The organism is Flavobacterium soyae (genome assembly GCF_045348165.1).
GTDB lineage: Bacteria > Bacteroidota > Bacteroidia > Flavobacteriales > Flavobacteriaceae > Flavobacterium > Flavobacterium soyae.
Genome location: NZ_CP150845.1, coordinates 3,454,912 through 3,475,121 on the forward strand (window position 1 = coordinate 3,454,912; position 20,210 = coordinate 3,475,121).

General features: G+C 32.7%; 16 protein-coding genes. 13 read left to right on the forward strand and 3 right to left on the reverse strand.

Features of this window, described 5'->3' with window-relative positions; genetic code table 11:
* The first annotated feature begins 117 nt into the window (after positions 1-117).
* The 4 genes from AABD74_RS14725 to AABD74_RS14740 all read left to right on the forward strand — a co-directional run bounded on the left by AABD74_RS14725 (position 118) and on the right by AABD74_RS14740 (position 6,233).
* Entirely contained in the window at positions 118-1,503 is a 1,386-nt protein-coding gene (locus AABD74_RS14725; protein ID WP_406843343.1) for a sigma-54-dependent transcriptional regulator, read from the forward strand.
* Positions 1,478-2,620 carry an FIST signal transduction protein gene (locus AABD74_RS14730; RefSeq protein ID WP_406843344.1) on the forward strand — a complete coding sequence of 381 codons (1,143 nt, stop codon included), beginning with the start codon at positions 1,478-1,480 and terminating at the stop codon, positions 2,618-2,620. Before AABD74_RS14725 ends, AABD74_RS14730 begins: the two co-directional genes overlap by 26 nt.
* Before the next feature lie 2 nt (positions 2,621-2,622).
* A complete protein-coding gene (locus AABD74_RS14735) occupies positions 2,623-5,664 on the forward strand; it encodes a PAS domain S-box protein (protein ID WP_406843345.1) in 3,042 nt (1,013 codons plus the stop codon).
* Positions 5,665-5,798: 134 nt separating this feature from the next.
* Positions 5,799-6,233, forward strand: a complete 435-nt coding sequence (locus AABD74_RS14740; protein WP_232678555.1) for a response regulator — start codon at positions 5,799-5,801, stop codon at positions 6,231-6,233.
* An 88-nt stretch (positions 6,234-6,321) separates the two neighbouring features.
* On the opposite strand, the gene AABD74_RS14745 is transcribed toward AABD74_RS14740, so the two are convergent.
* Together AABD74_RS14745 and AABD74_RS14750 are read right to left on the reverse strand one after the other, a co-directional pair.
* Positions 6,322-7,017 carry a LytR/AlgR family response regulator transcription factor gene (locus AABD74_RS14745; RefSeq protein WP_406843346.1) on the reverse strand — a complete coding sequence of 232 codons (696 nt, stop codon included), beginning with the start codon at positions 7,015-7,017 and terminating at the stop codon, positions 6,322-6,324.
* On the reverse strand, positions 7,014-8,591 hold the full coding sequence (locus tag AABD74_RS14750) for a histidine kinase (protein ID WP_406843347.1): 1,578 nt from the start codon (positions 8,589-8,591) through the stop codon (positions 7,014-7,016). Before AABD74_RS14750 ends, AABD74_RS14745 begins: the two co-directional genes overlap by 4 nt.
* A 197-nt stretch (positions 8,592-8,788) precedes the next feature.
* Here AABD74_RS14750 and AABD74_RS14755 point away from each other — a divergent pair, with 197 nt between their 5' ends.
* From AABD74_RS14755 to AABD74_RS14765, 3 genes are all read left to right on the forward strand, one after another.
* Positions 8,789-11,167, forward strand: coding sequence for an outer membrane beta-barrel protein (locus tag AABD74_RS14755; RefSeq protein WP_406843348.1), 2,379 nt, complete (start codon positions 8,789-8,791; stop codon positions 11,165-11,167).
* A 74-nt stretch (positions 11,168-11,241) separates the two neighbouring features.
* Positions 11,242-11,769 carry a GNAT family N-acetyltransferase gene (locus AABD74_RS14760; protein WP_232678547.1) on the forward strand — a complete coding sequence of 176 codons (528 nt, stop codon included), beginning with the start codon at positions 11,242-11,244 and terminating at the stop codon, positions 11,767-11,769.
* A gap of 102 nt (positions 11,770-11,871) precedes the next feature.
* Positions 11,872-12,570 (forward strand): DUF1826 domain-containing protein, encoded by a 699-nt coding sequence (locus AABD74_RS14765; RefSeq protein ID WP_406843349.1) that lies wholly within the window; start codon positions 11,872-11,874, stop codon positions 12,568-12,570.
* Between the two features lie 274 nt (positions 12,571-12,844).
* On the opposite strand, the gene AABD74_RS14770 is transcribed toward AABD74_RS14765, so the two are convergent.
* Positions 12,845-13,708, reverse strand: a complete 864-nt coding sequence (locus tag AABD74_RS14770; protein ID WP_406843350.1) for a DMT family transporter — start codon at positions 13,706-13,708, stop codon at positions 12,845-12,847.
* A gap of 337 nt (positions 13,709-14,045) precedes the next feature.
* Here AABD74_RS14770 and AABD74_RS14775 point away from each other — a divergent pair, with 337 nt between their 5' ends.
* The 6 genes from AABD74_RS14775 (at position 14,046) to AABD74_RS14800 (ending at position 20,209) form a co-directional block, all read left to right on the forward strand.
* Positions 14,046-14,732, forward strand: coding sequence for a response regulator transcription factor (locus AABD74_RS14775; protein WP_232678541.1), 687 nt, complete (start codon positions 14,046-14,048; stop codon positions 14,730-14,732).
* A complete protein-coding gene (locus tag AABD74_RS14780) occupies positions 14,722-16,089 on the forward strand; it encodes an ATP-binding protein (RefSeq protein ID WP_406843351.1) in 1,368 nt (455 codons plus the stop codon). The genes AABD74_RS14775 and AABD74_RS14780 overlap by 11 nt, the downstream gene beginning before the upstream one ends.
* Positions 16,090-16,191: 102 nt before the next feature.
* Positions 16,192-17,445 (forward strand): TolC family protein, encoded by a 1,254-nt coding sequence (locus tag AABD74_RS14785; protein WP_406843352.1) that lies wholly within the window; start codon positions 16,192-16,194, stop codon positions 17,443-17,445.
* A gap of 2 nt (positions 17,446-17,447) precedes the next feature.
* Positions 17,448-18,458: an efflux RND transporter periplasmic adaptor subunit gene (locus AABD74_RS14790; protein WP_406843353.1), complete on the forward strand. Its 1,011-nt coding sequence runs from the start codon at positions 17,448-17,450 to the stop codon at positions 18,456-18,458.
* An 11-nt stretch (positions 18,459-18,469) separates the two neighbouring features.
* Positions 18,470-19,840 (forward strand): magnesium transporter, encoded by a 1,371-nt coding sequence (gene mgtE / locus AABD74_RS14795; RefSeq protein WP_406843354.1) that lies wholly within the window; start codon positions 18,470-18,472, stop codon positions 19,838-19,840.
* Positions 19,841-19,909: 69 nt separating this feature from the next.
* A complete protein-coding gene (locus AABD74_RS14800; protein WP_232678532.1) occupies positions 19,910-20,209 on the forward strand; it encodes a DUF190 domain-containing protein in 300 nt (99 codons plus the stop codon).
* Position 20,210: the final 1 nt, after the last annotated feature.

Here is a 20,210-nt window from a genome sequence, read left to right on the forward strand (position 1 = left end):
AAATTATTATAAATGTTACAGTAATAATCTCGTTAAGATACAATAATTGTCGTTTAAATGTAAATATGTAGGATTTTTTCTTTAATTTGGTAGGGATTAAAACTTAAAAGATTAGAGATGAAACCATTTAAAATTTTTCTAGTTGAAGATGACCCTTTTTTTGGAGAGACTCTAAAATATCACCTTAAATTAAATCCTGACTTTGAAGTACTCTTGTTTCAAACCGGAAAGGAGTGTTTGGATAACTTGTTTCAGAACCCCAATATTATTTGCCTGGATTTTGGATTACCGGATATAACCGGTGATTTACTGCTTAAAAAAATTCATCAGATTAATAATAAAATCCCAATTATCGTTATAAGCGGTCAGGAAGAAATTGAAGTGGCTGTAGATTTCTTAAAATCAGGAGCCAAAGATTACATTGTAAAAAATACTTATACAAAAGAGCTGCTTTGGAACTCGATTATTAAAATCAGGGAGAATTTAAGTCTCATTGATGAAGTCGAGGAATTAAAAGAAAAGTTAGAGCAAAAATTTAGCTTCGAGAAGACTATATTAGGGCAAAGCGAGGCAATAAAAGCGGTTTTAAATAAAATAAATAAATCATTAAGTACAAACATAAATGTTTCTATTACCGGAGAGACAGGCACTGGTAAAGAAATGGTAGCTAAGGCCATACATTATAATTCTGATAGAAAATACAAACCATTTATAGCATTAAATATGGCAGCAATCCCAAAGGAATTGATCGAGAGCGAATTTTTTGGCCATGAAAAAGGGGCTTTTACCGGAGCGGACCAAAGATTGATCGGTAAATTTGAACAGGCTGATGGAGGTACAATTTTTCTTGATGAAATTGCTGAACTTGATTTAAATCTGCAGAGTAAATTGCTTAGGGCATTGCAGGAAAGAGAAGTTACAAGACTTGGAGGAAAAGGAGTTATTAAGTTTAATGCCCGGCTCATAATTGCCACTCACAAAAATTTAAAAGAAGAGGTAAAAAAAGGAGCGTTCAGAGAAGATCTTTATTATAGAATTGTGGGACTTCCTATAGAATTGCCGCCTTTAAGGGAAAGAGGCCGCGATGTTTTGCTTTTATCAAAGCATTTTATTGATCTTTTTACAAAAGAGAATAAATTGAAAACAATAAGTATTTCAAAAGAGGCTAAAGATAAATTACTCAAACATAAATTTCCCGGAAATATAAGAGAGCTTAAATCAATCATTGACCTGGCTTGTGTAATGTGTGAAAACAATGAAATCTCTGCCGAAGATTTAACTTTTGATAGTATAAATAATAACACTGATTTTTTCTTGTCTGAAGATAAAACACTGAAAGAGTTTACGGCTGAAATTATATTGTATTATTTAAAAAAAAATAATGAAGATGTTGTAAAAACGGCCAAACAATTAGACATCGGAAAATCTACGATTTATAACTTAATTCAATCAAGTCAAACTAAAAAAAAGGATTTAAATGAAAATAGCTACAACTTTATTTGAAAATAATTCTTTTATACGAGAATTAAACACTGATAATTTAGATTTCGCTGATTTAGACTTAGTTTTAGGTTTTGGGTCAAGAGAACTTTTATCAGACGAAAAGGTTTTTAATCAATTAAAAAATAAATTCCCGGCTTCGCAATTGATTCTTAGTTCATCAGCGGGTGAAATTTATGAAAATGAAGTTTTAGACAATACCATATCTCTCACAGCAATTAAATTTTCTTCAACTCAAATCAAAACTTACGAAGTTGATATAACTGCTTTTGAGAATAGTTTTCAGGCGGGGTCTTCTCTAATTGGTAAATTTGATCAGGAAAATTTAAAATTGGTTCTAATACTCTCAGATGGAGGAAAAGTAAACGGGAGTGAGTTAGTTAATGGAATGAATGCCGTAAAAAAAGAAGAGGTGTTAATTGTAGGAGGGCTTGCTGGCGATGGATCAAGGTTTGAAAAAACTATTGTAGGATTGAATAAAACTCCTGCACAGGGCAAAATTATTGCTATTGGTTTTTATGGCGAAAAATTACTTGTGTCTCATGGATCTTTGGGAGGATGGGAAAGTTTTGGATTAGAGCGAATAGTGACCAAATCTGAAAACAATGTTTTATATGAAATTGATGGAAAAAATGTATTAGATCTGTATAAAATCTATTTAGGAAAATATGCGGAAGAATTACCGGGTTCTGCATTACTTTTTCCGCTGTCAATCAAGGCTGACGGAGTCGATGAACCAATTGTCAGAACCATTTTATCAATAGACGAGGCCAGTCAGACAATGACATTTGCAGGTGATGTGCCAAAAGGCAGTAAAGTACGTTTTATGAAAGCTAATTTTGACAGATTAATAGATGCGGCAAGTGAGGCCGCAGCTTCTTGTTTAGAGGTAAATAGTTTTAGTCCAAAATTAGCTCTTCTGATTAGTTGTGTGGGGCGAAAATTAATTCTGGGAAGCAGAATAGACGAAGAAGTTGAAGCTGTTTCTGATATTTTTGGCGATAAAACAACTCTTTCCGGTTTTTATTCCTATGGAGAAATTTCACCATTGAAACCATTTGGCGAGTGTATACTTCACAACCAGACAATGACAATTACCTGTATTAATGAAATAGATTAGTTATGGAAATTCATAAACTTTTACAAAGGCAAATTAATAAAAATGTACCTCTGGGTCTTCAGGATGACCCGTCTTTTCAATCTTTTATAAAAACGGTTAATGACTCTTATTTATCTTTTGAAAGGGACAAAGATTTAATGGATCATTCATTTCAGGAAAGTGAAAAAGAATACAATGAGGTTCATGAGAATTTAAAAAAAGAATATGAATTAAAACAACAATCTATTTTAAATCTTTACGAAAGCCTTACCGATTTAGATCAGGGTTATGGATCGATAAATGAAGAGGAAAAAAATGACCTTCTTTTTATTTCAAAATATTTAAGTGAACAAATAGCTAAAAGAAAAGAAACTGAAAAAAAACTATTTGAAACTGTCCAGTTCTTAAAGACTTTATTAGAGAATTTACAATCAGGAATTTTAGTTGTAGACAATAACGATACTATCTTATTTGTTAATCAATATTTATGCGATATACGCAGTATCAATGCTTCTCCCGAAGAAATGATAGGAAAAAAGACAATTGATTATTTAAATGAAGCAAAAGTATTGTTTAAAGACAGTACAGCTTATAAAAAAAGGATAAATGAAATTTTATTAAATAAAGAAATTGTAATTGGCGAAGTACTTGAAACGGTAGATAATCGTTTTTTTGAAAGAGATTATATACCAATTTTTATTGAAAATCAATGTATTGGACATCTTTGGAAATCTACAGATGTAACTCAAAAAATTAAAAGTAAAAATCTGCTGAAACAAAGTGAAGAGCGTAATCGTATTATAATGAATTCTTCATTAAATGCTATTATCGCCATTGATATTACGGGAAAAATAACTTTTTGGAATAATCAGGCTGAAATTATTTTTGGCTGGAAAAAGGAAGAGGTTTTAGGTAAAAACTTAAATGAAACTATAATTCCTGACCGACATAAAAAAGGACATCAGGAAGGACTTAAATATTATGCAGAGACAGGTAAGAGTAAAGGATCTGTTTTAAACAAACAAATAGAGCAGCTGGCGATAAATAATAAAGGGCAGGAATTTCCTGTAGAAATTTCGATTATACCCATAGAGCAAAATGGAGAAGTATTTTTTTGCTCCTTTATCCAGGATATTTCAGAGAGAAAAAAAGTCGAAACAAAACTGAAATTTCAGGAAGAAAAATACCGCAATATTATTGCCAACATGAATTTAGGACTTATCGAAGTTGATAATAATGGAATAATTCAATATGCAAATCAAAGTTTTGCAAGTATTTCAGGATTTGAAATTGATGAGCTCATTGGCTTGAATCCTTCCAAAACGTTTGTACTTGGAAAGAATATCGAGAAGATGAAAGCCAAGAAAAAACTGCATGAACGGGGAATTTCTGATGTGTATCAAATGCCCGTTAAAAACAAAAGAGGAGAGTTAAGATGGTGGGCTATTGGAGGAGCTCCCAATTATGATGACAAAGGGAATCTGGTTGGTTCAATAGGAATTCATCTTGATATTACGGAGCAAAAACTGATGGAGGAGGAACTGGAAAAAGAGAAAATTAAAGCAGAGGAAGCCTCTAAAGCTAAAGAGATCTTTTTAGCAAATATGAGCCATGAAATACGTACACCTCTTAATGGTATAATTGGTTTCTTGCGCGAACTGGAAAGACAGCCGCTTACAGATTTGCAAAAAAAATATGTTGAGAACAGTACTGTAGCTTCAAAACATTTACTGTCAATCATTAACAATATATTAGACATATCTAAAATTGAAGCAGGAGAGATGTCTCTTGAAATAGAAGATTTTATTTTTAAAGATGTAATTAATAATGTAGTTGCAGTTCTTGAGCCCCTTGCCAAGAAAAAAGGATTAAAGCTTATCTCGCAGATTTCACCAGAAATTAATACTGTTTTAAAAGGAGATTTTTTAAGACTGGAACAAGTTTTATTTAATCTGGTAGGCAATTCTTTGAAGTTTACCAATAAAGGAAAAATATATTTGAAATGTGAAATCGTGAAAGATAGCAAAGCTTTTCAGAGACTTCAAATTTCTGTAATAGACACTGGAATTGGAATGGAGCAAAGTTTTGCAGATATCATCTTTAATAAATTTTCTCAGGAGGATAAGGCAATAACAAGAAAATTTGGGGGTACAGGTTTGGGAATGGCTATTACGCGGGAATTGATTCAATTGATGAAAGGGGAAATTAAGGTTCAGAGTGAGAAAGCCCAGGGTACTACAATTAGTTTTATATTAAACTTTGAAAAGGGAGATATCAATAATATTAAAAAAGTTCAAGAAGAGATTAATGTCGATATTTCAGGAACTAATATTTTATTAGTAGAAGATAATATTATCAATAGAATGGTTGCTATTAATTCCCTGCATTATTTTAATTGTGAGGTAACTGAAGCCACTAACGGTTTAGAAGCGATTGAAATTTTGAAAAACAGGAAATTTGATATTATTTTAATGGATATCCAGATGCCTGAAATGGGCGGTATAGAAGCTACAATAAAAATTCGGGAAGAACTCAAACTGCAAACACCAATAATTGCCCTTACTGCCAGTGCTTTTAAAAGCGAAGTTAAAAAATGTAAAAATGCTGGTATGGATGATTATATAACCAAACCGTTTGAAGAGTTTGATTTAATAGAAACCATATCAAGATTTACCAATAAACAATTTAATACTATAGATAAGCCTGTTTTTGAGAGCAATGAAAAACTTTACGATTTAAAAATTTTGGACAAAATTAGCAGGGGCAATTCAGAATTTGTTTTAAAAATGATTGTAATTTTTATTGATCAAATAGAAGAAATACTTCCTAAGGCAGAAGCTGCACTGTCTTCAGATAATTTTTTATTGATGAATCAGCTTATTCATAAGATCAAGCCAAGTATTGAAAGCATGGGAATAGTGAGTATTAAAGATGAAATTAATATTCTGGAAATAATTACAAAAGAGGAACAGCCAGTTAAAGAAAAAATCACCCATTTATTTTTTCAAATAAAACAAACCCTGCTTACAGTTGTAGACGAATTGCAAAAAGAAACTTTAGATTAATTTCCAAAAAATGGAAAATTTTCCACTTTTCGGAAAATTAAATCTATTTATTATTTTGTAAGTATCTTATTTATAATGTATTATGTTTTTGGCTTGATTATGGGCTACCTGTTATCAGAGATAAATAAGATAACATGGAGAATCTGCCCCAAATTAAATTTTTCATAGTAGAAGAGGATATTTTTTGTGCTAATGTGTACAATCAATATCTCTTAAACATGAATTATAATGACATTACCCACTATGCAAATGGTACAGATTGTATTAATAATTTGCATCAAAATCCAGATATCATTTTTCTGTATCATCACATGGAGGATATTAATGGATTTGAAGTACTTAAAAAAATTAAGCAGTATAATTCTAATATATATGTAATTATGATCTCCAGGCAGGAAAATACTAAAACAGTAGTTAACGCTTTAAGGCTTGGTGCTTTTGATTATATAATAAAAGGAAATGATAGTTATGAAAAAATAGAGCTGATTATAAATAAAATAATTGCTATTAAGGAGCAATTAAAAGCATCTCATCCAGGATTTATTAAACGGTTATTGTCTATCTTTTGATCAAATTAACGAGACAAAAAGTCTTGATAAAAACTAGTATTGTGTTCAGCTCAATTGCTTCTGTATCAGTAAATGACTACATCAAAAACTAAATCAATTTATGCCTGATTTCTTTGTATTTTAAACGACCTACAGGTAATAACTCACCATTTTTTAGTAACATATTATATTTTCCGCCGGCTTCTACAATCAGTTTATCTGCTTCCTGCCAGCAAAGAATATAGGATTTATGAATTCGCTCGAATTCTGCCGGGAGGAGTTTTTCTAATGATTCCATAGACTTATCATGCAGTTCTACACGACCATTTGCTAAATGTAATTCGGTATAAATTCCTGCGCCTTTTATGTACCTTATGTCTTTTATTGTGATGAGATTAATAGTTTTTCCCTTTTTTACGGCTAAAAACTGAATATCTTGACCATTTGTTTTTTCTGGTGTTGTAAAACGTGTAAAAGCCTGAGCCAGTCTGTTGGCATCAAATGGCTTAGGAACAAAATCCAAGACACCATAATTAAATGCCATAATTGCTTTATCTGTATAAGCAGAAATAATAATGGTTTGAAAAGATTTTGCGACAACGGTCTGCAGCACTTCAAATCCGTCCTCGCCATTCAAATTCAAATCGAGAAGCAGTAAATCGATTGATTGTTTTTCGATAGTATTTAGCCCGTTTTCAACAGAATCACTAAGTAAAATCTGTACCTCTTTATCAAAAAAATCACGGGTCATTCTTTCGATTCGTTTGGCAATTCGGGCCTCGTCTTCAATAATTAGAATTTTCATTTTTTGTCAAAAATTTTAATTGTTGTACACCATCCTTCTTCAACAGCAAACGAATCAAATTCCCAATTACTGCCATAACTTTCATTTAATCTGGCTTTGATGTATTTAAAACCTGTTCCGCTGCTGTTTTCTTTCTTTCTGTTTCGGTTTTTTGCCACGGTTAACAATGTATATTGTTTGTATTGTTTTTCCCGGATAAAGCTTAAACAGAAAGTAATACAGCCTTGTTTTGGAGGTAAACTGTGTGTGATTCCGTTCTCTATAATGGTATGAATTACCGCAGGCGGAATTTCTTCATTGACATCAATATTTTTTTCTTCCCAGTTATAACATACTTCTTTTCGAAAAGACATTACTTCTATATGTTTCCGGCATAATTCAATTTCCTGCTGAATAGGAATTAGGGTGTCCTCGGCAATAGAATTCATAATATCAAATTCATCTGCCAGCGCACGAATAAATACAACACCCTGCTGCGGAGATTCTTCTATCCAGTCTATCAATGAAGTCAGTGTATTACGCAGAAAGTGCGGCTGAATATTTTTCTTAACCAGTTCTAACTGTAATCTCGATGAAAGCAATAACGAGGCATTATGGGCTTCTTCGAGAGCTTTTGCCCTAATAGTATGCAGATAAAGCATAGACAGGACGATAATCGTAAATGCGATAAATAACCCAAAATCATAATATATATATCTGTTTACAATTACACTAGCCAGTAAACCAATTACTACGATTAAGCCGCCTTTAATTTTGCGGAATGCCGCATCGATGGCAATAATAAATGAGACAGCACACATTGCATAACTAAAATAAATGGCTGTCATATCGTAATGGCCGTAGTATACAATATAAATAGTTAGAAGACTTACAATCAAAAGAAATAAAAACAACCGCTTTCTTTTAAAGCCAAACTGCAGCATAAAATACCAGGGAACCAGTATTGAAATTACGAATGTGAGCAAACCGACAATCTGTAATCGGGTATAAAAGCTGGTATACGGAATATCGATATAAAATTTCATGTATTCTATAATAAGCAGACAGAAAAAGAGCAGACAGATTATCCCAAAAAGTAAAACGGTTGCTTCTTTACGGGTACTGTTTATGTAGAGAAAGAAATAATAAATAAAGGCAATAAGAAAAGCCCCTGCCATCAAATTCATAAAAGACATGACCACAAGCGGCGCACGATGAAGTCTTAAAAAGCTTTCCAATTTTAAGCCGATGCTGCGATTTGCATCCCGAATTTTAGTTTGTGTTCCAATTACTGTGACAATGTGTTTGCCTGTATTAGCCAATTTTTCGGGTATTTGGTAATAAGTCATTTCAGTTCCCGGAATTTCAGGCTGGCCTGATTTTGCCATTTTACCGTTGCTTCCCACAAAAACACCATCCCAATAAACATCAAAAGAACCAAAAGCAGTTACCTGTAAACCTAACGGGGTCAGTTTATTTTCACGTTTAAGGATTTCGATTTCTATTGGAACTTTAAAAATGGAGTTATCAGATTTGCCCAAATAATCATGAGGACGATTTTCATCATCAACATAATATGTTACATCCGATTTCACATACTCGGTGTATTGTTTACAGGATGAAAACAACAGCAGTAATAAAACTATAAAAAAGGGAGGTCGATACATAAGATAAAGATAAAATAAATATCGAATACCGAAATGCATTTCAAAAGCTCTTAGAGCCGTTTGCATGTTTTAAAAGGTAAGATTTTATTTTATAAAGTAATCTTGTATCATCAAAACCAATAAACATGAAAACCTTAATAACCAGTATTTTAATTTTATTTATTTCAATGTTTAGCTTTGCACAAAAAGCTGCTGTATCTGGCAAAGTTCTGGACAATACAACTAAAGAAGCAATTCCGTATGTGACAGTATCCATACAAGATAACACCTCAAAAACAGCAGCAGTTGGTGTAACAGACGACCAGGGTATGTTTAATCTCGAAGAACTGCCAAGCGGTAAATTGACAATTTCTTTTAGTTATATAGGTTATCAAAATTATATCCAGACATTGGAAATCATTTCGGGAAAACCAAAAACAGAATTAGGAATTATTTTTTTACATACCGATGCTGTACAATTAAATGCTGTTGAAGTGGTGACTGGGCAAAAACCCAGCGTTAGTTTAAAACTCGATAAAAAAGTTTTTGAAGTAGGCAAAGATGTGCTTTCGCAGAATGGCTCTGCTCACGATGTTTTAAACGGAGTTCCTTCTGTAACAGTTAGCCCAACGGGGGGAATAAGTCTTCGCGGAAACAGCAGCGTTTTGGTATTAATCAACGGGCGCCAATCTGGTTTAACACAAAGCAATTCACTCGATCAAATTGCCGCTGACCAGATTGAGCGTATCGAGGTAATAACTAATCCTTCGTCCCGATATGATGCTTCCGGCTCGGCAGGAATTATTAATATTATATTAAAGAAAAACAAAAAAAGCGGTTTCAGCGGTCAGGTTCGATTAGTTGCCGGATCACCAAATGACAGCCGCCTTAATCCAAGCATCAATTTTAAATCAGATAAAATCAATATTTTTTCCAATTTTGGCATCCGTTCTTCTGATTATGTTGGATTATATACTACCAATCAGTCGACTATGAACAACGGTAATCCAAATTATCTTAACCATGTGCAAAATGAGGATCGCCATGACGATGGAAAATTGATTTATCTGGGTGCTGATTATTATATTGATGAGCATCGTACCATTACCGTAGCTTTTTTAAAAAATGCCACGAAAGATGATGATAAAACCCGTTTATTGTATGATTACAGCAATGCAAACCATACACGAGATAGTCTTTTAACAAGAGAAGGAAAATCACTGGAAAAAAGAGATTACAACCAATTTGAGTTTAATTATACCCAGACTTTTAAAAAGCCATCAAAAAAATGGACAATTGATGTTCAGTATGATTGGTGGAACAGTGATAAAAAGTGGAATCTTTTAACACAGCGTATTTATCCGGAAACGCTGGTCTATCCCGATATTAGGACCAACTCAATAGGAAGCAGTAAAGATTTGCTTGTTCAGAGTGATTTTATTCTGCCAATTGATACTGTTTCTGTATTTGAAATGGGAGTTAAGGCAGAGATTCGTAAAGTTTCCAGTCAGTTTTTGGCTGAGCAGCAACAGGAAAATATTTGGACGATTTATCAAAATATTGACAATGATCTAAATTATACCGAAACCATTTCAAGTGCTTATGCGCAATACAGCAACAAATTTAAGAGATTTAATTATATGCTGGGCCTTCGTACAGAATTCACTAAAATTGCGATTACAGATATTAAAAACACTTATAACGATGATAAAAAATACAACAAATTATTTCCCACCGTTAATTTAAGCTATAAGTTTGAAGGTTCTACTTTGCAGTTAAATTACAGTAAGCGAATTAATCGTCCGCCTTTATATGCTTTGTATCCTTTTAACGAACTGACCGATTTGAATGCGCAATATATTGGTAATCCAGATCTAAACCCTTCCTATTCTGATGTGTTTGAACTGGCTTTCCTTAAAGCATGGAAAAAGCTTACGCTCAATCCTTCCGTTTATTATCAGTGGGAGAGTGGTTACATTCAGGATTTTACTTATCGTGAAAATGATATATTTTTTACAACGCCTATTAATATTCAGCATGAAATACGAAGCGGTGTGGAACTTTCGACCTTGTATAATCCGTTAAAATGGCTTCAGGTAAATTTAGAAATGAATTTTTATCATTTTACGCAAAAAGGAAGTTATCAGGACGAAAACCTTGATTATAGCGGAAAAACTTTTACAGGACGTTTAAGCACTCAGGTTAAGCTCCCATCAAAATTCAGTTTTCAGGGGCGTTATAATTTTCGGGGTGCACAGCAAAATGCGCAAACAAGAAATGATGCATTGCAATCGCTTGATTTTGGTTTAAGCAAAATTTTATTAAAAGACAAAGCTACCATTGTATTTGATGTCACAAATGCTTTTGACTTACGCCAAAATAAAAGTACAACAACTGGTACAGATTATTATATTACCGAAAACAGTATACCAAATGCAGCCCGCTACAGACTTAGTTTTGTGTATCGTTTTAATTTAACAGATCAAAAAGCAATCAGGCAGGCGAGTAGTGCTAATCGTAATTAATACGGCTGTAGTTTATTTATTATATGCTTACATTTGCGTTTCTATTGAAAATCAAGATTGAAAATATTTAGCAAATGATAAAAGAACCTAGGTACAAAATTTGTTCAGAAGATGATATTCCGCAGATTTTGGAGGTATATAAGCAGTCCTATAAAGAACATTATCTCTATTTATGGACCGACAATGGTGAAAATTATATAAACAGCAACTTTACAAAAGAAAAAATAACCTCAGAGATGAATGTGCCTCATAGTCAGTTCTATCTTATTTACGATCAGGAATTAGCTATAGGCATATTAAAAATTAATAATAATAAATCAGCAGACGGAAAAAATGATACTGATGCTTTAGAAATCGAGCGGTTATATTTTCTAAAAGAAGCTGCCGGGAAAGGTTTAGGAAAAGCTACTCTTAAAATGGTTTTACAACTTGCCGCTAATGAAAATAAAAAGACGATCTGGCTCAAAGCAATGAAGTGTTCAGATGCTTTAAAGTTTTATGAAAAGCAAAATTTTACAGTAACAGCCGAAATGGATTTGACGTTTCCTTTTATAAAAGACGAATTTAAAGGAATGGTTGTAATGGAGAAAGAGGTCAAATAATTTTTGAATACACAGTTTTTTTATTTATGATCCGGCAGAAACTATGGCTGGATCATTTTATATTTTTTATTAGAGAAGCAACTAATCTCTTAATATCATATTATGAATAATATATTTTCTGACGGTGGCCAAATTGGAATCGTATCAAATTTCTCTGATCTTGTGCAAACAAATTTCAAAGGAGAAATGAATGCACTATGCTGGCACAGAAATTTAGATGGCGATTTTAATGAGATTGCAGCCAAGTTATCTTTAAAAGAAAATATAACAGAAGTTTTCCCCGAAGATCTAATCGCACTCCAACTCTCAGAAAAGGGAAGTATAGCAAGGGAAATAATCTTAAATGATTTACAATTATTAACTGATTTTGGAGCTTCGCCCTCTCTTAATTTACTGAAGTGTTATGAACGTGATGATGAATTTGATTTCATCTCGACAGATGTGTATTCGTTTCATGTTGATCGTTCGCCCATTGCAACAGATACTTTTTTATGTACCTATCACGGTGCGGCAAGTGATATTATTGCTAATTCGCAGGCAGCGCAAAAAATCCTAATTCCAGAAATCCGGGCAAAGCTAAAAGAACTGTATGATGGACCAGAGGAAGAATTCGAAAACTTTTTGAAGGAAAATTATTTTGATTTGCATTATCAGGTACATCAGGATGCTGAACCTATTAATTTAGGGTTAGGGCATCTTTGGCGGCTGGCTGTAGATCATCCAAAACAACAAGTACTGCCTTGTATTCATAGAGCACCAATAGAAAATGAAGGTGAATATCGGTTGTTGTTAATTTGTTAAATGAAATTTTTGCGACAATGCAGCCATAATGGTACAATTGCCAAACCTAATCGCTCGGATATGCGTAACGACAGCACGGAAATTCTTTCCGTGTCCGTCCCTATATTAATAAAAACGGATGTAAAGTAATTATAGTTAAAAACTGGATTTTCTTTTTTAAAATCTGATAAGATATACTTTGCGGACACAGATTAGAAATCTATGCGATCGGGTTAGCACTTAATATATTACAATTATAACCTCTTACAAATAGTAGTAAGAGGTTATTTTAGTTTTATTTCCTCAGCGAAATTATAGTTTGCAGCAATACAGAAATCATTACAAAAAATAAACCAATGTAAAACGATATATTCAATTCCCTGTTTTCATTAAAAAGCAAGAATGCTAATATAATTGCATAAACTGGTTCAAGATTAAAACTTAAATTTACTGTAAAAGCTGAAATGCGTTTTAAAGATTCTGCAAACAATACATAAAGACCAACTGTACAAAAGGAAGCTAATAAAAGAAGATAAAAGGTATCACTTAGGTTTGGAAAAATGTTATTTACAGGAAAAAAGTGAAGATAAAACGGCAGTAGAATTCCAAGACCTGCAGTTCCGCCGATCATTTGATAGTAATTGATAATTCTACTGTCATAGCTTCTAACCAGTTTCTCATTATATATTGTATAAAGTGCTGCGAACGCTGATGAAATAACGCCGAGGATTATCCCTAATTGATAAGATGAATCAAAATGGAAAATTAGGGCAATACCTATTAGTGTAATCAGACTTAAAAATAACTCCGATAAATTAAAGTCATTTCGGTTGATTAGCGGAGCGAGAACTGCAGTAAAAAAGCTGGTCATGCAATAGCAAACCACCCCAATAGATATGTTGGAGTATTTTATACTAGCATAGAAAAATACCCAATGAATAGTTATAAACATTCCAATTTTTGCTATAGCAAATTTCTCTTTAAGTATAAGAGTTATTGATACTCGGAATAGCTTTAAAATTATAAATAATACAATAGAGGAAAAGAATACTCTGTACCAGACTAACAGGCCCTCATTAAGAGATATAAGCTTACCGAATATACCCGTAAAGCCTGCGAGGATTACAGCAATGTGTAATACCAAATATGATTTTTTCATAAGAATTGTCTGTACCTAAATACATGATAAAAATTAATAATAAATTGAGCAATAGACATAAGTGAAAATGCCGATAATAATTCGGCAGCTAAACACCGCTAATGCGTAGTTAATTATTAAAATCTAGGTGGAGGAAGACAGCTCTTTCTGTTCATATTTATTTTTTTTGCTAAAATAGAAAAAAATTAGATAGTGATATGCAGCATTTAAAAGTTTTATTTTTTTGAATTAAGAAGTACTAAACAGAATGAGATACATAGACTATAAAACCCGTATCAGTGGTGCAGAAAATTAACAAGATTGTATGATACAAAAATAAAAATGTAACTTTACACAGATGAAAATTTTAGTAATAGAAGACGACCAAAGGGTAGCCGAACTGATACAAAGAGGGCTTGAAGAGCAGGGATTTATAGTCACACTGGCTTATGATGGTCTTTCGGGAAAGAAGCTGGCATTTAATAATGACTATGATCTGGTAATAACAGATATAATTTTACCTAAACTTGATGGTTTAGATCTCTGCAAAGAAATTCGCAGAACTAAGCCAGAACTGCCTATCATTATGCTGACCGCTCTTGGTACAACTGATGATAAAGTAGAAGGATTTGATGCTGGTGCAGATGATTACCTGACTAAACCTTTTGAAATGAGAGAACTTTTGGTTCGCATAAAAGCATTGTTGAAACGAAGCAGTAATACAATTTATAACATTGGTTTTATTCTAAAGTATTCTGATCTTGAAATGAACCTTCAGACTAAAGATGTAAAAAGAAATAATTTAGACATAAGTCTTACACCAAAAGAGTTTAAACTTTTAGAATATATGCTTCAAAATACGGAGCGTGTTTTGTCCCGTACAGAAATTGCAGAAAAAGTCTGGGATACAAACTTTGACACCGGAACAAATTTCATCGATGTATATATCAATTATCTGCGAAAAAAAATTGATAAGAATTTTGACAAAAAACTTATTCATACCAAATCCGGAATGGGATTTATTTTAAAAACAGATGAAAATTAGAAATCAGCTTACTCTATTATTCACTTTTATTACAGCCTCTATTTTATTGGCATTTGCTTCGGTAATTTATCTTTCGGCAAAAGAAAACAGAGAAAAAGAATTTTATGCTTCCTTAAAAAAAGAAGCAGTCACTAAAGCTAATTTGTTTCTTAATGCAAAAGTTAATTCTAAAACATTACAAAACATCTATAAAAATAACAGAGCTACTTTGAATGAGGTTGAAGTTGCTATTTATAATACATCATTTAACCTGCTTTACCATGATGCGGTAAATATAGATGTGGTTAAAGAAACTAAACCCATGCTTGATAAAATTATTCAGCAGAAGGAATTACAATTTTATCAGAAAGACTGGCAGGTAGTTGGTCTAAAATATAAATTCCAGGAAAAAATTTATGTTATCACCGCAGCAGCTTATGATGAATATGGATATAAAAAACTGCAGAACCTGCTTCAAAATACTATTATAGTTTTTATAATATCTATTCTCTTTATATATATTGCCGGTCGTTTTTTTTCAAAAAAAGCATTTGAACCCATTGTTGAAATGACCAATAAAGCAAAAAAAATTTCGGCTACTAATCTTGATTTAAGAATAAGTACTAACGAAAGCAAAGACGAACTTTCGGAGATGGCTAATACTATTAATGAAATGCTGAACCGTTTAGAAAATTCATTTGATGCTCAAAAGCATTTTGTTTCAAATATTTCGCATGAATTAAGAACGCCGCTTTCTGCGATAATTGCAGAATTAGAATTGTCAACCAATAAAGACCGCAGCGTTGAAGAATATAAAAGAGCTATTCAATATGCCCTTGATGATGCTAAAAAACTAGCTAAACTATCTAACAGTTTACTTGATTTTGCCAAAGCAAGTTATGACCTTTCAGAAATAGCTTTTAAATCAGTCCGCATAGATGAGGTATTGTTAGATGCAAGACAGCAGATACAAAAATCAAACCCCGATTATAATGTGGCAATTCATTTTGAAAACGATTTTGAAAACGACAATCAAATTTTAGTAAATGGCAACGAATACCTTTTAAAAGTAGCCTTTGCTAATTTATTTGAGAATGGCTGTAAATTTTCAGAAAACCATCAGAGCCGGGTTTCAATATCATTTATTGAAAATAGAATTGCTTTACGTTTTTCTGACAATGGAATTGGTATTTTGCCAGAAGATTTAAAACATATTTTTACACCTTTTTATAGAGGCACAAATAGGGGGTATGCTGATGGAAATGGTATTGGGCTCTCACTGACAAAAAAAATCATTTTACTGCACAAAGGGACTATTTCAGTTTCATCAAAAATAAATGAGGGATCTACTTTTTTAGTTGAGATACCACATGTTTGAATTTTTCTCTAATGAAATTCTAATTTTTTTCTAAAAGGTCTCTAATGGCTTAACCTGCAGGCTTATTCTATTTTTGCATAACAATAAATATGGAATAACGTTATGCAAAAACATCCCTTTTTTTTATATGTTTTATTGGTTTTGGTTTCGGCAGAAGGAATTTCGCAAACCACTTATAATCTTCAAAGCGCCTTACAGACAGCGAGAAAAAACAATCAGGTACTTAAAAGCCAATATTATAATGTTGCTATTGCAGCAAGCGATATTGAAACAGCAAAATTAAGACCTAATCCAGTTTTTGGGTTTAATTACATTGGTATTACAGGAGAGAAAAATTATGCCCCCAATACAGGTTTTTTTAATAATGCCAATACACAGGCAAATTTGCAGGCAGGTAAAGTTTTTCAGTTTTTCGGAACACGGAAAAATAAAATTGAGTTTGCCAGTCAAAACACAACAGCGGCACAAAAAAGTTATACTGAAACAGAACGTACTCTTTTTCAAGAAGTAGGTTTGAAATGGGTAGATATCTGGGCAGCCCAAAAGCAATTAGAAATAATTAAAAAAGCCAATAACAATATTGATAGTTTATTGATAATTAATAAAGTCCGCCTTAAGAATCAGGTTATTTCACAGACTGATTTTAATCGTACTTCTTTATTGTCCAATCAATATACATTACAAATAAGATCATTAGAACAAAATCTGAAAAATGAGCTGTTCAATCTTAAATATCTGCTAGGCACTCAGGAAGAAATAAATATTGATGTAAATGATGATTTTTCTTTTATTATTCCGGCTGATTTAGAAGTTCTTCTGCAGAAAGGTTTAATCGAACGAAGCGATGTTTTAGCTACCAAATCGATTATTGAGGCTTCCAATGCAAATATTAAACTCCAAAAATCTTTAGCATACCCACAGCCTGAATTAGGAGTTATTTATAATCCGCAAAACATGGTTCCTTATGTTGGAGTGTACGGTACAATAGAACTGCCGTTTTTTTCAAGGAACCAGGGAGAAATTAAAAAATCTAATTGCATAAAACAGCAGGCAGAACAAAGCCTGCAGACAACAAATCTTCAAGTTGAAACCGAAGTTACCAATGCTTTTAATGCTTTTGAAACTCAAAAAAAGAATGTTCAAAACTTTGATAGTTTACTTACTCAATCTGAAAATATTTTAAAAAGCGTAAAATATTCCTATTTGAGGGGCGGAACAACAATTATTGATTTTCTCGAAGCACAGAGAAGCTGGTTAGATATGCAGCAGCATTACTATGAAACCATGCAGCAATATAGAACAGCATATATAAAATTGCTTTATGCCTCAGGTTTAATTAATCAAATAGCACAATAAATATGAAACATTTAATAAAATACAGCGGGCTTATGTTACTGCTTCTTTGCGCCTGCGGAGGAAAAGATAATAAACAAGTACAAGAAATAAATAATGTACCGCAGGTGCTCAATAATGGTAAAACTATTTTATTCCCTAACACCAGCAGTATCGCATTTTTTAAGACCGAGCCAATAGGCAGTTCTGTACTTAGCAATAATATTACCGCTCCGGCTAAAGTATCAGCAACAGTTATGAAATCAGAAGAAGGAGCTTCGCAAAACATTATTTTATTCGAAAATTCGGATTTGGCGGCCAGTTACACACAGCTCATTCAGCATATAATTAATATCAACCAGATTAAGAATAAAAACATCAGACAAAAACAAATAGAATTAGAGCGCGCCAAAGATTTACAAGCTCATGGTGCGGCCACAGGTAAAGAATTGTTAGAAGCACAAACTGCTTTATCAATGGAACAGGCAGGTTTAGCTAATGAAAGAGCAGCTATAATAGAGCATGAAACTAAATTGAAGGCCGGCGGATTTCAGCCTGAAGTACTAAAAAAGGCAAAGGCAGGAACATCATTTATTATTTGTGATATTCCTGAAAATCAAATCAGCAAAATCAAAAAAGGAGATAATTGTATTGTCCGTTTTACTGCTTTTCCTAATGAGAAATTTACCGGAAAGATCGATGCCGTTGCCGATATGATTGACCAGTCTGCCAGAATGGTTAAGCTTCGAATAAGTTTAAATGATACCAGCGGTAAATTGAAAGCCGGAATGTTTGCAACTGTTTCTTTTGGTTTAAGTGAAGGAGATTTTATTAGTGTTGATAAAAATTCTCTGGTTACAGTTCAGGCAAAAAACTATGTTTTTGTAAAAAAAGGAACTAAATATTTTGAACGTACAGAAGTAACTACAGGTGATCAGATAGGAAACAGAATTGTTGTTTATACAGGTTTGACTAATGGTGATGCTATAGCCGTTCAGGGTGTAATGCAGTTAAAAGGACTAAGTTTTGGATATTAAATGAATTCATTATGTCTATAAAAGAAAAAATATTAAAAGGTGATTTTTCAGATCTTTTGCTTAATCGTAATAATACGCATTATGTTCATCCGTCGGCAGCAGCAAAAATTTTTGAATCTATTCCTTTTGAGGCAGCTTTGAAAGCCTATCAGACTTTGCCAGGTAAAAATCAGGTAACTGTTTTTTCTTATTTAGATCCTCTTTTGCAAAAAAAAATAATTAGAAACTATTCACCTAAAAAAAGTGAATTTATTTTAAATGAGTTAAACCCTGATGACAGGATGATGTTTTTTTCTTCTCTAAAAAGTTTAGAACAAACCTATTTTTTAAATCTGCTTGACGAAAAAAACAAAGAAAATATTCAAACATTATTAGGCTATCCCAAGGATAGTGTAGCCCGAATAATGAATACTAACGCTGCAGCCATTAGTCAGGAAATTACAATTGAAGATGCTATACTTCATTTAAAAAATAATTATAAAGATGATGAAGCCGCTAATGTGATTTTTGTGGTCGAATCTGATAATAAACTGATAGATGATATTCCGATAAGGAAATTGGTATTCAATGATACAAACAAAAAAATAACAGAGATATTGGATGGCTTTTGTCCCAGTTTATCTATTACAGAAACTAAAAGAAGCGCTGTTGCCAAGTTCAAAGAATATGACCGGGATGTTTTACCGGTTGTCAATTCAGAAAACATTTTGTTAGGCGTAGTCACTATTGATGATATTTTAGATGTTGCCGAGCAGGATCATACTAAAGAGATTCAAAAAATAGGAGGCTTAGAAGAACTGGATTATCCCTATGTAAAAACATCATTTTTTTCTCTGCTGAAAAAACGTGCCAGCTGGTTAATTATTCTGTTTTTAGGAGAAATGTTAACAGCCACTGCAATGGGGTATTTTGACGGCGAAATTCAAAAAGCGGTAGTATTGGCATTATTTGTTCCCTTAATTATTTCAAGCGGTGGAAACAGCGGATCTCAGGCAGCAACTCTTATTATCAGGGCCATGGCTCTGGGAGAAATAGGTTTAAAAGACTGGTGGTTTGTAATGTGGAGAGAAATTTTATCAGGTTTATCGTTAGGTGTCGTTCTGGGAAGCATCGGTTTCGTAAGAATTACAATATGGCAGAATCTGCATTGGTATGATTACGGAGAACATTGGCTTTTAATAGCTATAACCATATTTTTCTCTTTAATAGGAATTGTAATGTGGGGAACATTAAGCGGTTCTATGATACCCATATTGTTAAAACGATGTAAAATAGATCCAGCCACTTCATCGGCGCCATTCGTAGCTACACTGGTAGATGTAACAGGGCTCATTATCTATTTTTCGATAGCATCTATTATTTTAAAAGGAACAATTTTATAAGATAATCCGCTGAGTAAAATTCTCTAAAAAATAGTAAACACATATTACTAATACTCTAATATAAAATAAATGATACAAGCACATATATACATTGATAAGGATGAGTTAAAAGGCACACAGCCTTTGTACGAATATATTTTAAGGGTTTTAATTGAACAAAATGTGCTGGGAGCTACCGTATTTCATGGAAAGTTAGGATATGGTGAGCATCAGCGTCTTAAAAGACCTAATGATTTGTTCAGTTTTGATGAAACTCCCCTGCTTATCATCTTTATTGATGAAGATGATAAAGTAAAACGAGCCTTAAAAGCTTTGCGAGAAGTATACAAAGGCGGTTTTATAGTTACTAATCAAGTTGAAAAATGGTAGA